Origin of the sequence: Cytobacillus sp. OWB-43, from assembly GCF_034651445.1 — a bacterium.
Classification (GTDB): Bacteria; Bacillota; Bacilli; order Bacillales; family Cytobacillaceae; genus Cytobacillus; species Cytobacillus kochii.
The window spans coordinates 82,135-95,460 of sequence record NZ_JAYEFF010000009.1 but is presented as its reverse complement, the minus strand read 5'-3'; the positions used below and the strand labels follow the sequence as shown (position 1 = coordinate 95,460).

At 37.0% G+C, this 13,326-nt stretch carries 20 protein-coding genes; 19 read left to right on the top strand and 1 reads right to left on the bottom strand.

The window, feature by feature from the left end:
- Positions 1–894 precede the first annotated feature (894 nt).
- Positions 895–1,131, top strand: a complete 237-nt coding sequence (locus U9M49_RS21270; protein WP_322910557.1) for a hypothetical protein — start codon at positions 895–897, stop codon at positions 1,129–1,131.
- 108 nt (positions 1,132–1,239) lie between these two features.
- On the opposite strand, the gene U9M49_RS21265 is transcribed toward U9M49_RS21270, so the two are convergent.
- Entirely contained in the window at positions 1,240–1,389 is a 150-nt protein-coding gene (locus U9M49_RS21265; protein ID WP_322910556.1) for a hypothetical protein, read from the bottom strand.
- Between the two features lie 400 nt (positions 1,390–1,789).
- Here U9M49_RS21265 and U9M49_RS21260 point away from each other — a divergent pair, with 400 nt between their 5' ends.
- The 18 genes from U9M49_RS21260 to U9M49_RS21175 all read left to right on the top strand — a co-directional run bounded on the left by U9M49_RS21260 (position 1,790) and on the right by U9M49_RS21175 (position 13,326).
- Positions 1,790–2,089 (top strand): hypothetical protein, encoded by a 300-nt coding sequence (locus U9M49_RS21260; protein ID WP_322910555.1) that lies wholly within the window; start codon positions 1,790–1,792, stop codon positions 2,087–2,089.
- 215 nt (positions 2,090–2,304) lie between these two features.
- Complete coding sequence (locus U9M49_RS21255) at positions 2,305–2,823, top strand: hypothetical protein (RefSeq protein WP_322910554.1); 519 nt, start codon at positions 2,305–2,307, stop codon at positions 2,821–2,823.
- 73 nt (positions 2,824–2,896) lie between these two features.
- The gene (locus tag U9M49_RS21250) at positions 2,897–3,364 is read left to right on the top strand and encodes a sigma-70 family RNA polymerase sigma factor (RefSeq protein ID WP_095371164.1); all 468 of its coding nucleotides are present in this window, start codon (positions 2,897–2,899) and stop codon (positions 3,362–3,364) included.
- A 137-nt stretch (positions 3,365–3,501) separates the two neighbouring features.
- Positions 3,502–3,645, top strand: coding sequence for a hypothetical protein (locus U9M49_RS21245; protein ID WP_322910553.1), 144 nt, complete (start codon positions 3,502–3,504; stop codon positions 3,643–3,645).
- Positions 3,642–3,812, top strand: coding sequence for a hypothetical protein (locus U9M49_RS21240; protein WP_322910552.1), 171 nt, complete (start codon positions 3,642–3,644; stop codon positions 3,810–3,812). Before U9M49_RS21245 ends, U9M49_RS21240 begins: the two co-directional genes overlap by 4 nt.
- A gap of 150 nt (positions 3,813–3,962) precedes the next feature.
- The gene (locus tag U9M49_RS21235) at positions 3,963–4,247 is read left to right on the top strand and encodes a YjcQ family protein (RefSeq protein ID WP_322910551.1); all 285 of its coding nucleotides are present in this window, start codon (positions 3,963–3,965) and stop codon (positions 4,245–4,247) included.
- A 70-nt stretch (positions 4,248–4,317) separates the two neighbouring features.
- The gene (gene terS / locus U9M49_RS21230; protein WP_322910550.1) at positions 4,318–5,037 is read left to right on the top strand and encodes a phage terminase small subunit; all 720 of its coding nucleotides are present in this window, start codon (positions 4,318–4,320) and stop codon (positions 5,035–5,037) included.
- Positions 5,030–6,388 carry a PBSX family phage terminase large subunit gene (locus U9M49_RS21225; RefSeq protein ID WP_322910549.1) on the top strand — a complete coding sequence of 453 codons (1,359 nt, stop codon included), beginning with the start codon at positions 5,030–5,032 and terminating at the stop codon, positions 6,386–6,388. Before terS ends, U9M49_RS21225 begins: the two co-directional genes overlap by 8 nt.
- Before the next feature lie 11 nt (positions 6,389–6,399).
- On the top strand, positions 6,400–7,959 hold the full coding sequence (locus U9M49_RS21220; protein ID WP_322910548.1) for a phage portal protein: 1,560 nt from the start codon (positions 6,400–6,402) through the stop codon (positions 7,957–7,959).
- A complete protein-coding gene (locus U9M49_RS21215) occupies positions 7,956–9,596 on the top strand; it encodes a phage minor capsid protein (protein ID WP_322910547.1) in 1,641 nt (546 codons plus the stop codon). The genes U9M49_RS21220 and U9M49_RS21215 overlap by 4 nt, the downstream gene beginning before the upstream one ends.
- Position 9,597: 1 nt before the next feature.
- The gene (locus U9M49_RS21210; RefSeq protein WP_095371156.1) at positions 9,598–9,816 is read left to right on the top strand and encodes a hypothetical protein; all 219 of its coding nucleotides are present in this window, start codon (positions 9,598–9,600) and stop codon (positions 9,814–9,816) included.
- A 192-nt stretch (positions 9,817–10,008) separates the two neighbouring features.
- Positions 10,009–10,635, top strand: a complete 627-nt coding sequence (locus U9M49_RS21205) for a phage scaffolding protein (RefSeq protein ID WP_322910546.1) — start codon at positions 10,009–10,011, stop codon at positions 10,633–10,635.
- A gap of 16 nt (positions 10,636–10,651) precedes the next feature.
- Positions 10,652–11,644: a major capsid protein gene (locus U9M49_RS21200; protein WP_322910545.1), complete on the top strand. Its 993-nt coding sequence runs from the start codon at positions 10,652–10,654 to the stop codon at positions 11,642–11,644.
- A 12-nt stretch (positions 11,645–11,656) separates the two neighbouring features.
- Positions 11,657–11,839, top strand: a complete 183-nt coding sequence (locus U9M49_RS21195) for a hypothetical protein (RefSeq protein WP_251163180.1) — start codon at positions 11,657–11,659, stop codon at positions 11,837–11,839.
- 27 nt (positions 11,840–11,866) lie between these two features.
- The gene (locus tag U9M49_RS21190; protein WP_322910544.1) at positions 11,867–12,265 is read left to right on the top strand and encodes a hypothetical protein; all 399 of its coding nucleotides are present in this window, start codon (positions 11,867–11,869) and stop codon (positions 12,263–12,265) included.
- Positions 12,259–12,600, top strand: coding sequence for a putative minor capsid protein (locus U9M49_RS21185; protein WP_322910543.1), 342 nt, complete (start codon positions 12,259–12,261; stop codon positions 12,598–12,600). Before U9M49_RS21190 ends, U9M49_RS21185 begins: the two co-directional genes overlap by 7 nt.
- A 1-nt stretch (position 12,601) precedes the next feature.
- A complete protein-coding gene (locus U9M49_RS21180) occupies positions 12,602–12,925 on the top strand; it encodes a minor capsid protein (RefSeq protein WP_095371150.1) in 324 nt (107 codons plus the stop codon).
- A complete protein-coding gene (locus tag U9M49_RS21175; RefSeq protein ID WP_322910542.1) occupies positions 12,925–13,326 on the top strand; it encodes a phage tail terminator protein in 402 nt (133 codons plus the stop codon). Before U9M49_RS21180 ends, U9M49_RS21175 begins: the two co-directional genes overlap by 1 nt.

The following is a 13,326-nucleotide window of genomic DNA, read 5'->3' as shown; positions in this document are numbered from 1 at the left end:
TGGAAATAATACGAGAACCAACAATACTATAATAGATTCATTTAAGTAAAGTAGGATAATCATCTCCTTCAAAAAATCAGTGTTTATAGTATTTCTTAATAATTAGAGGTTATGCAACACAAGATAGATTAAGTAAAAAAGAGCCGACTGACTTTGAAGAATTCTTTACACCTTTTCAATTATATGGATCGATATACTGCCACTTTTGAAATAAGTAAATTAAGGAAGCGCAGATAATACAATTAATAAAAATTACAATATGAAAGTGATCATCCATTTTATAAATCCCGAAATATTCATAAAGGTTCATTATTCCAAAAGAAAAGATTGCATCGCTTATAGTGTTAAGGGTGATATAAAGCCAAAAGTTACCGAATGTAAAGTATAAAAATATTGTGGGTAAGACTATGTATATTCCATAGATGAAAGGTGTTGTATTAGTTAAAGGGAAAATTGTTTCAACAACTTCAACCAGATTATATCTTTGATATAGCTGAAATAATATTGTCAAAAGCAAGGCACTCACTAATCCACCTGGAATGAAGGACTTCACCCTTTTGGTATCTAATAAAAGGAGAATAAACCAAGGCAAAATTAACATGGACCATAAAAAAATATGAGTTAGCATATAGACTATACCTCCAACAAAGGATAATAATAATCTAACCTCTAGCTCTTTAGCCTATTCATAAAAAAGCTAGGAAGGTTCGTCTGAAGTAAGAAAAACATTTAGTGAAATTATAAAATATGGAGTTTGCGTACGACAAGGAATTCTTATATGGCCATTTGAGAATTTTAGCCTTGTCCAATAATTAGCATATCCACAATTAGTAAAAGTATGTAGGCAATTTTAATTTACACGATAAGCAGGGAGTTAATTAAGGAGGAATAGAGATGGAACAAGTATACCTAAAGCAACTGATTGAACACTTGGAATCACAATTGGATGAACATGGTGATTTACCTGTGTGCTACTGCGATGATGCTTTAATTGGCAAGGAGACAGGATTACCTATACCATCAAAGATTTATTCATATAAATCATACGACCTCTTAAACAGTGATTCTTTAGATGTATTAGATGAGAATTTGTATGATGTTGATTTAGAGAAACCAATTATTAAAGCATAGTAAATTAAAGCAACTAAATGATAGATCAGTTTAGCAATTGAAAGGAGTAGGACAATATAGAAAGCCTACTTTTGTATAAAGAAGGCTTTTAGAACAACTAATAAGTGTTTATTCGGTATTATTTAATTTGCCTTTATAGTACAGGTAATCAACTTTGTTTTTTGTAGCCGTTAATTGGGAAGCTAATATTGCAGTATATATTGTTGTTAGAAGGACAGCTAATACACCAAGTCCTAATACAGAATCATTTTTTAACATAAAATTACACCTCCTTCTAAATTTATCTTTTCTAAATAAGAAGAATTTATACGAAGGATAATTAGTTGATTAGGAGGGGAAGAGGATGCATTGGGAATGTCGATATTGTTATTTTCCAACTACAGTGGAAGGCGATAGGGTTTGTTCATCATGTGGCGCAGAATGGGAAGCAGCAAAAATTCTAGTTGAAGATGATGATTAAGAAACAAAAGGTATGAGGAGTTAATTTCAATGAATTACACAATAGGCAGCACGCTGATCCACGAGGGTAATAGATTCACAGTTCAAGATATTACGCACCTTGACCAGTTGACCTTTCTCTTTTTCGCAGAGAGTCCTGCTCAGGGGGTTAGGGAAGATTTGATTAAGTGGAATGAAATTACATTAGAGGAGGACAATTATGCCAATAGTTGATATTGATAAAACAAAGCAATTGGAATTTGGATATGGTGATATTGAAGTGGCTGCAGGACTTTTGCAATCTGATGATACAGTCGGTACCGTGTTGTTTTGGAATAACGAGAAGAGAAATGAAATTGGTGCTTATCATGAGTACGGTGAAGATAAAGTTATGAGTGTAGAAGAAACACCAGTACGGATGCTCTTTACAAAAATTGAAAGTATAGATGTTGTTATTGATGCATTAGAGAAATCTAAACAAAAGATGCTATCTAAAGATAAACAAGTAAACACAAGATAGAGAAAGTTTACTACGAAAAGAAAGAGCCCATCCAAGCTCTCTCTAATCGTGTGACCATATTATGGAAGTGGGTAAGAAAATATACCTAAGTAGGCACTGCGGAAGATTTTTAATTCCTTACCCAATAATAATTTATCCATAATTAATAAAAGTATGCATGAAAAATAAATAATTTAACAAAAGAAGAAAATAGCTCATATAGAGGGGTTGATTAAATGAAGAATAGATATGAGACACTTGGCGAGACTACCGTCATCTTCATAAAACGTAGAAACGGTGATGTGTTCAACACATTTATTGATACTTCTGATCTGGAAAAAGTAGATAGTTTCCCAGGTAGTTGGTTTGTAAATTACAACAAAAAGACAGAATCCTATTATGTGATGGGCAACACAAAAAACAAAGAGGGGAAACCTGCTTTGATCGGCATGCATAGATATATTATGGACGCACCAACAGATAGATTTGTGGACCACGTAGACAGGAACACTTTAAACAATAAAAGAAATAATTTGAGAATAGTAACCTTGTCCGAAAACAACCAAAATACAAGGGTTCAAAAAAATAACACATCTGGTGCTAGAGGCGTCACTTGGGATAAAGATAAGAAAAAATGGAGAGCTACTGTCAAATATAGAGGGAAGGTTTATTATTTCGGTTATCACAGAACTGTAGAAGATGCTTCGCTAGCAGCTAAAGAAGGAAGAAAAAAACTTCTCCCTTTTGCAAATTAAAAGTCCCTGCAATGCAGAGACATGACCAGGAATCCCCGGCACCCAATTATATTTTAACATAGGGGGTTCCTGTATGAAAGAAGCTGCCAGCATTAAAAGAATCGAATCGTTGTTAAAAGATTATCATTGGATGAAAAAAGAAGTGGAGCGCCTTGAAAAAGTACTATTTGGATATTCTACACCTATGAAAAGTTGGGGTGTTGCTCAATATGGGATAGAGGCAACTTTGCCAAAAGGAAGCTCTGGAAAAAGCCAAGCGGAGTTAAATAACATGGATTTACGTGAAGAACGTTTATATAACAGGCTAGAGCGACTTAGAGAGAAAGTATATGTTATTGAGTTTGCTGCCGAATTATTGGAAGATGAACGCGATAAAGTCATTTATGATTGTATCCTAGATGGCATGTCATTCCGAGAGATATCTTATCATTTGTGTATATCTAGAAATCAGGTCAAAAAAGCCAAAGAAACCATATTGAACCATTTGAGCCAAAAAAGCCACTTTGTGCATTTGTTGAAACACGAAAAATCCGCCTGCTAAAATGGAAGGCAGGACAGGGGAGGCAGTTAAACAAGCTGCTTCCTCTATTTTTGTGCGTTGCTCACCTTTCGGTGATTTTATAGGAGGATTTACCCCGTTTTATGGCGAATTATGTTATAAAAAGGGGAGGATTGCATATGGAACAGGTGAAACGAGGATTGTGGATTTGTTCTAAATGTGAGGCAGTAATCACAGATTATAATGAGTACCATGACAATGATGGCGTTTGTGATGTGTGTTATTCCATTCCTATTAAAAAACGAAGGGGGCTTTTGAAATGAGAAAAGATCCAGGAGGAGGAAGAATTAAGAAGGACCCGGGTGGTGGTGGTAGTCATCACCAAGACCCCGGAGGAGCTGGATTTAGAAGAGACCCGAAACCAGGTAGCTACTATTTGGACCCGCCTCAAGGTGGGCATCATATTGATTCTGGCGGTGGAGGTATATGATGAGAATTACTATTTTAAGAGACCCTAAGCCAGGTGGACATCCTTCTGACCCTCCACGAGGTGGACATCACCAAGACCCAGGTGGTGGTGGACACTGATGGGAAATAAAGTGGGTGGAAGTCCAGATAATAAAGGGTGGGGTATTCGGTAATGGATAAGAAAAAGCTTAGAATTGCAATTTTAAAAGAAATAGATAGTGGTAATAAATTTTTAACCGAGAATAATTTTGAAGTTGATTCTGAAACTTTTGATGAAGCAGTACGTTTCTTATATAGTAATGGCTATTTAAAAGGAGTTTCTTTAGGAGATAACAGAATTCATTTTTTTGAAGGAACGGCTTACTTAACTGAAAAAGGTGAAGAATATCTTTCAGAGAATGGCACAATAGCTAAAACATATAAGGGGTTAAAAGAAATAAGAAGTTGGTTACCATAAGCACCTTTCGAGGGTGCTTTTTTTATGTTCCAAAACAACTCAAATATATGGAGGTGGCAGGTGATGTAGCATGGCTGAAAAATATGTACAAGCAGAAAAAGATTATGTAAAAGGCATGAAATATAAAGACATTGCAGAAAAATACGATGTCTCCATAAACACAGTAAAGTCGTGGAAAAAGCGATATGGATGGAATAGAGATAGGGGTGCACCCAAAGAAAAAAGTGTGCACACAAAAAAGCGTGGTGCGCCAAAGGGCAATATAAACGCTAAAGGCAATAATGGCGGTGCTCCTAAAGCAAATCAAAACGCTGTAACACATGGGTTCTTCTCCAAGTTCCTTCCTGCTGAGACATTAGAAATCATGGAGCAAATGGAAGAGCGTTCGCCTGCTGATTTGATTTATGACCAGATACAGATTCAATATGCTGCTATCATAAGGGCACAGAAGATAATGTATGTAGAGGATAAAGACGAGATCATAAAAATGCTCAAAAAGAAAAAGGATTCCGATTTTGCAGAAGAACGTGAATGGGAATATCAATTCGCTTGGGATCGTCATGCAACATTTATAAATGCCCAATCTAGAGCGATGGGTGAATTCAGAAGCTTAATTAAGCAGTTCCTAGATATGGCTCATGAAGATGACGAGAGAAGGCTTAAACTGGAGCAGATGCAGTTAACTGTTGATAAGACTAAAGCAGAGATTGAGAAAATCTCTAACGATGGCAAAAACGACACTACACCATCCATCACCGTTGTAGATAGATGGAGTGATGACAATGAGTAAGCCAACGATTGATATTCAGAAAGAGGTCAATCCTCATTTTAAAAGCGTCTGGACCACTAAGAAACCCTACAACATATTAAGAGGCGGCCGTAACTCTTTTAAATCATCTGTCATTGTTTTAATGCTTGTTTTCATGATGATGAAGCTCATAAGAAAAGGTGAGAAAGCAAATGTTGTTGTTATCCGTAAGGTTGGTACATCTTTAAGAGATAGTGTGTTCTTAAAGATTCAGTGGGCTTTACGTAAGTTTGGGTTCTCTGTTGGGAAAACAGGTGATTTTAAGGACAGTGTAGCACCACTAAAATTGACTCATAAAAGTACAGGTTCTACTTTTTATTTTTATGGGCAGGATGACTTCCAGAAACTAAAATCAAACGATATCGGAAACATTATTGGTGTTTGGTACGAAGAAGCAGCAGAGTTTGCAAATGCTGAGGAATTTGACCAGACGAATACAACATTTATGCGGCAAAAGCATCCTTTAGTTGATATGGTTCGTTTCTTTTGGTCCTACAATCCACCACGTAATCCGTACAGCTGGATCAATGAATGGTCTGACAATATGATTGGTGAAGATAACTACCTTGTACATGATTCGAGTTACAAGAATGATGAGTTAGGTTTTGTTACTGAGCAGATGCTACAGGATATCGAAAGGATAAAGAATAACGACTACGATTATTATCGGTATTTGTACCTTGGTGAACCTGTAGGACTCGGAACCAATGTGTACAATATGAGTCTGTTTAAGCCGTTAGAGCAGTTGCCAGATGACGATAGGGTTATTGCTCTATTTTACTCAATGGACACTGGACATAGCGTTTCTGCAACTTCCTGTGGATGTTATGGACTAACTGCAAGGGGTAAGGTGATTAGATTAAATGGTTACTATTACAGTCCAGCTGGTCAAGTGAATAAAAAGGCTCCTAGTGATCTATCAAAGGATATATTCCAATTTATTATGGCTACATCTACTCAAGCACCCTATACAGGAGCGAGGATTAGGAATCGTACAATTGATAGTGCTGAAGGAGCTTTGCGAAATCAATATTTAAAAGATCATGGGCAACATTGGAACCCAGTTAACAAGCTTAAAAAAGTAGATATGGTAGATTACGTTCACGACCTTTTAGCGCAAGGTCGTTTTTATTATCTTGTAAATCCATTACCTACTAATCTACCGAACTGTGACAGCAACGATATATTTATAGAAGAACATAAAAAGTATCAATGGATAGAGAAGACACAGAACACTGATAATCCGCAAGTGGTGAAGGAAGATGACCATACTTGTGATGATTTTCAGTATTTTTGTGTTTCAAATGCTAGAGACTTGCGTTTGAAGGTGTAGGAGGTGGTAGATTGAGAATTATTGATCGTGTCAAAAGTCTGTTTAAGAGGGGAGGTTATGATTTGGCTGGGAAGAACCTGAAATCAATTAACGATCATCCTAAAATCAATATTGATCCGAAAGAATTGGCTCGTATTGAGCGTAATATGAAGCAATATGCAAATGAATATCCACAAGTGGAGTATTTCAACTCGCAGGGCCTTTTGAAAAAGCGGGATTATATGCCACTAAACATGAGGAAATTAAGCGCCGATGTACTTGCAGGATTGATTTTTAATGAGCAATGCGAAGTTACTGTTTCCGATAGAAAAGACGAGGAAAAGAAGGAAAATAGCTTTAAATCAGCACATGAATTCATTAAGCATGTATTTGAACATAATAAATTTAAGAAAAATCTAGCTGATTACTTGGAACCTATGCTGGCGCTTGGTGGGTTAACAGTAAGACCTTATGTAGACACTGAAACTGGTAATATTGAATTTTCTTGGGCGTTGGCCAATGCCTTTTATCCGTTACGAAATAACAGTAATGGTATATCGGAAGGTGTGATGAAATCAGTTACTACCAAAATTGAAGGTAATAAAATTATTTATTATACATTACTTGAATTTCATGAGTGGAAGAATGGATTGTATGTAATCACTAATGAACTTTATAAGTCTGAAAGTCCAAATGAAATTGGCAAGAGAGTGCCACTTGATGAAGTTTACAATGGATTACAAGAACAAGCAGAAATATCAGGGCTATCCAGGCCTTTGTTTAATTATCTCAAACCTTCTGGTTTTAATAACATAAACCCCCACAGCCCATTAGGGTTAGGGATTGCAGATAATGCAGTTACTACGCTAAAAAAGATTAATGACACATATGATCAATTTTGGTGGGAAATCAAGATGGGACAGCGAACAGTGTTTGTTAATGATGCAATGTTAAGTACATTGTCAGATGAAAGTGGTAGACCTCCTATCCAAGTATTCGACCCAGATGTCAATGTTTATAAATCCATTCATATGGGGGATGGTAAGGACCCGGTCAAAGATGTCACGAGTGATATTAGGACCGACCAATATATATCAGCTATCAATCAATCGCTCAGAACGTTAGAAATGGAATTAAAACTTTCTGTAGGGACATTTAGTTTTGATGGTCGAAGCATGAAAACAGCTACTGAGGTTGTCAGCGAAAATGATTTAACCTACCGCACTAGAAACGATCACGTTTACGAAGTGGAGCAATTTATTAAAGGGTTGATTGTATCCGTTCTTGAACTTGCCAAAGCGACTACCTGGAATGGTAAAAGCCTGTTTGATGGCGAAATCCCCACGTTTGAACATATTGGTGTCGATTTTGATGACGGAGTATTCCAGGATAGAGACGCCTTACTCACCTTCTACGGTAAAGCTAAAACGTTTGGTTTAATACCAACAGCAGAAATTATCCAGCGTGTTTTCAAAGTACCTAAAGAGACAGCTGAGCAATGGATAAAAGAAATTAATGCAGATCAATTAGGAACGGAGCCAGCAAACGTTAATCACCGCAGAGAAAGGCAGTACACAGGTGATGATGAATGATTACACCACATCAATTAGATTTGTGGTCGAGTAACATGGCTGAATTGTACAACAGTCTTGAAGGTGAAATCATTAGGTTGCTTATTAAGCATTTAAAAGATGGTTCTAGGGATATTACTGATTGGCAAGCTAAGAAACTATATGAATTAAGGTTATTCAATAACGAGGTTGTATCTCTTCTTTCTAAGGTTACAGATGTTTCTGAGAAGGAAATTAAACGTATGTTTGAAGATGCTGGTGAGGGCATTATAAAAGACATTGATAAGAGTATGACGGTTCCGTCTAAGCCTATTCCGAGTAATTTGGATATGATTATGCAGGCTTATTATGAGCAAGCTTGGGGAGATATTGAGAACTACGTCAATCAAACACTCATTACAACCAATTTCGGTATAGGAACTGCTCAAATTGCTTATCAAAATGTGCTAAATCAAACTGCTGCAATGTTCAATACAGGAATTTATACATTTGAGGAGTCTCTCGAAAGAGCAATAACTGATTTAGCCCAAAAAGGAATCCGTACAACTCTTACAGACAGAGGAAATAACACATGGAGCCTTGAAGGTTACGTTAGAACAGTTTTGAAGTCCACACTAGGAAATACCTATAATGAATTGAGAACACAGCGTATGAGTGAATATGGCGTTTATACAGTGGTTGTTACTAGTCATGTAGGAGCAAGGAAACAATGCTCTGCCATTCAGGGGAATGTTGTTGATTTGAGGATGCCTAGTGAAATACCTGAGGATAGTGAGTATAAATCAATATACGACCCTTCTTGGGGTGCTGATTATGGAACAGCAGGCGGTCACAGGGGCGTCAATTGCAGGCATTTGCATATTCCTTTTATTCCAGGTGTAAATACCAATAATCAACCTCATTACGATGCTGATCTAAATGCTCAAGTCGCTCAAGCCAGGGATACACAACGCAGGATTGAGCGAGAAATAGTTAAGTATAAAAAGAAACTTATGGTTGCTGAGGAATTAGGCAGTGATAAGGCTGATTACTGGCGAATGATGGTCAGACGGAGACAGGCGGCTATGAGGGAGCATCTTGATAAAAATAACAAGTACCTTAGTAGAAATTACAAAAGAGAAAAAGTATATACTCCTTTATCCACACTGATGAAAGACTTTGAAGATAAAGGACATGCTAGTTATTTAAGTAAATCGGAATTGAGAAGTGCCAATGAACAATATCAAAGGTACAAATCATTATTAGGGAGTGAAAGGCTTCCAAGAAGTATAGATGGATTCCTTGATCTGAAGTATAATAAAGTAGGAGAATGGAATATAATACAAGATAATTATTATGTGAAATCAAAATTGAAGGATGGCCAGTTCGGTTCCACTATTAACCCTGAAAAACAAGCTCCACACATGCAGGCTACGAAAATTGAAGGTAAAAGTTATTTTTATGACAGTGTAGATGTTCAAAAGTTATTTGATGAATATGCTGGGACTGGGGTAATTGAAAGAGATAATAATGGCAAGAGGAGAAACACAGAAAAAATGAGAATAACCGATAATATTGGAATAGCTGTAAGTTTAAACGGAGTACGACAGGCGAACTTTATAAAAATACACCATTCTAAAAATAGAACTCATATAGTACCAATATGGAAGGATGAATAATATGTTTTCAAAAATCCCTTTATTAGATTCCAAGGCAAAGGTAAAAGTTATTTTTGATGATGACAGTATCTTAATAGGTGTTGTTGACCATTGGACTTCTCCTGGAGATAGCGAAAAGGGTGTGGAAGAATTAACGATTGTTCCAACTCAAGGGAATTTAAAAGGTAACTATATCAATTTTGATGAAACAGAAGTGAAAAGTATTGAAGTAATCGATTGAAGCACTTAACCTCCGAAAAATGGTTAAGTGCTTTTTTGTGCCTGGAAAGAAAGCTTTTGGAAGTACCCATTGTTACCTGACCTAAGCAAGTCATTAAAAGGCTTATTTATTATGCAATCAATCGCAGTTATGCGTTAAATAACTAATCCATCGCGGACAATACCGCGTCAACAAATGTAGGAGGAATGAAAGATGAATAGAGAGTTTCTAAAAAGTTTGGGACTAGAGGATGATGCGATTGAAAACATCATGAAAGAACACGGTAAATCAGTTAATTCCATCAAGGAAAAGGCTGATAAGGTAGAGAGTTTAGAATCTCAGATAGAAGATTACAAGACTCAACTAGATGAACGTGATACCCAACTAAAAGAACTAGGGGAAAAAGCAAAAGGTAACGAGGAATTAACAGCTGAGATTGACCGTTTGAAAGGTGAAAACGAAACAACAAAGAACGAGTATGAAGAAAAGCTTCAGAGGCAAGCTTTTGACCACAAACTAGAGAATACTTTGGCGGGTGCAAAGGTGAAAAACACTAAGGCATTGAGAGCGTTATTAGATATGGACACAATCAAGCTTGATGGGGATATTCTAAAAGGTCTAGATGACCAATTGAAAACCCTTAAAGAAAGTGATTCTTATTTATTTGAAACAGAGCAAAAGCCAAATTCACCAACAATAGTTGCTCCTGGAAATCCACAAGGTGGAACTGGTGGGGTAAACCCATTCAGCAAGGAAAGCTGGAATCTAACGGAGCAAGGTAAATTATACAAAGAAAATCCGGACTTATACAATGCGTTAAAAGCACAAGCCGGAAAATAAAAGGAGAATGATATAAATGACTACACGTTTACAAGATGTAATCCAACCGGAGATTTTCACTCCATACACAATTCAAAGAACTATGGAACTATCAGCATTAGTGCAAAGTGGAATTATTGCTAATGATACTGAATTCAATAACTTAGCAGGCGGGGCGAATACCCTTATTAATATGCCCTTCTGGAATGATTTAGGGAATGAAGAATCTCAAATCATGAAAGATGAAGGCGACATGTCTGTTGGGAAAATTACTTCTAGCGATGATGTGGCTCGCAAACATGCTCGTGTTAATGCTTGGGGGGCGAATGGTTTATCAGCAATGCTTTCTGGTGACGATCCAATGGATGCTATTGCTCAACTAGTTGCAGCTTATTGGGCAAGAGATATGCAGCGCACACTACTTTCTACGCTTGGTGGAGTATTCAAAAGCACTTCTATGTCCAGTAAAGTATATGACATTACAGGTCGTGACGGAATAGCTGGAACAATCAACATGAGTACATTTCTTGATGCTACTCAGTTGATGGGTGACGCAAAAGAATCACTAACTGGAGTTATGATGCATTCTGCTGTTGAAACAGAACTACGTAAACAAGATTTAATTGATTACGTACCGCAATCACAACAAGGCAAACCAATTCCTTACTTTAACGGAAAACAAGTAACTGTAGACGATTCTATGTTCTACGATACAGCTACAGGACAAGCCGAAATGTACATTTTCGGTCAAGGTGCTATTGCACTTGGTAATGGATCACATCCGCGAATCATCCAAACAGAAGTTAGCAGAAATCCATTAGCTTACTCTGGTGAAGAAGCGCTTATCAACCGTAAAATTTTCATCTTGCACCCACGTGGCGTTAAGTGGAATGAAGGCGGAGTGGCTAACGTATTCCCTACGAACTCTGAAATTGACACTGCAGCACGTTGGACTCGTGTTTATGAGCCGAAATCAGTACGTATCGTAAAGTTCCGATTCAATACAGTACCGCAAACACCAGCAGGTTAAGGAGGTTAAAACATGGCTAAATACAAGGTATTGCAACCGTTCAGAGACATTAAAACAGATGAAGTTTACAAAAAAGATCAAGAAATTGAAATGACTGTCAAGCGCGCTGATGAAGCTGCCGAAAACTTAAAAAATCACAAAGGTGAGTTTTTGGAACGTATAGATAACAAAGAAGATAATGAGGGAGACAAATAGTCTCCTTCTTTTATTAGGAGGGAGATTATGGCTTATCTCACTTTTGAGGAATTTAAGGAACTGAATAATCGTGATATTGATGAGAGTGATTTTAATAAATTACTCTCAAAAGCTTCTGCTGTAATCGATAACGTTACTAACCACTTTTACCAAAGGGTGAACATCGAAAAGGATAATACATGGCGTGTAAATAAATTTAAACAAGCGTTATGTACTCAAATTGAATACTTCCACGTTCTTGGAGCTACAACATTCGAGGAAATAAATAATGCCCCCCAGACCTTTCAAGCGGGGCGTACAAGCGTTTCTAATGCAAGTAGATATAATCCAAGTGGGGCGAACGAAAGTAAGCCCTTAATCTCGGAGGACGTTTATATATACCTAGAGGGGACGGGCTTGTTATTTAGTGGTGTGATGACATGGTAATGCCTAAACCGCCGCAAAAATTTTTAATCGATGCTTTTTATTATAAAGAGTACATTGGAGAGAATGATTGGTCTGAACCTGAATACGCTGATTCAGTTCTCATTGAACACTGCCGTATTGACAGAGGCGCAGCTTATAGCTCGAGTGCCTCTGGTAAACAATTACTATATAATGCGGTTGTTTTTTGTTATGAGGGCATGACTACTCCAATACCTAAATTTAAAGTTCAATCAGTGCTTCATTTTGACGATACAAATCATATTGTCACGAAGGTTATTCCTATTTACGAAGCATATAGCACCACTATTTATTCTTATGAATTGGAGGTGGTCTAATATGGGGGTAACAGTTAATTTAAGTGTTGCTCGTAGTAAGTTGAGTGCCAAAGCAGTTAGAAATGGTCAAAGGACTTTAGCAAATCAAGCAGCCGCAGATATGAATCAGTTCGTTCCAATGGATGAAGGTAACTTAAGGCAAGCAATGAGTATTGCTGTAGATGGTTCTGGTATTGAGTATCATCAAAAGTACGCTGCAAGGCTTTTTTATATGTACATGCATAATTACACCACTCCTGGCACTGGTCCGAGGTGGGATATGAAAGCTAAAAACCTTTATATGAATGATTGGAACAAGGCTTTCATAAAGGGGGCTGATTGGTAATGGATTTTACAGAAAGATTGACCGATAGAATTAACCTAATCCCCAACCTTCCGCTTAACTGTAAGAAGGGATATATAGGGGCAGAAGAATCGCTTGTTATATATCCCTTGCCTGGTTCACAAGTAATTAGAAAGTTCATGGATGGTGTAAGTGACCAGCAATTAAACTATGAAATTGCTATGAAATCGAAGTCACAAAGCAAAATACATCAATCACTGTGGTTAGTACAGGATGAATTAGAGAGATTAGAAGAGTTGGAGAGTAATAATAATAGTTTTGAATTTGAGGACCTTTCAATAACGAACAAACCTTTCATCAATCAATTAGATGATCAGGGTTGGTTCGTTTTTTTATTGGATATTCAAGCAACAGTAACAGTTTTTAATACTAAGGAGGAATAA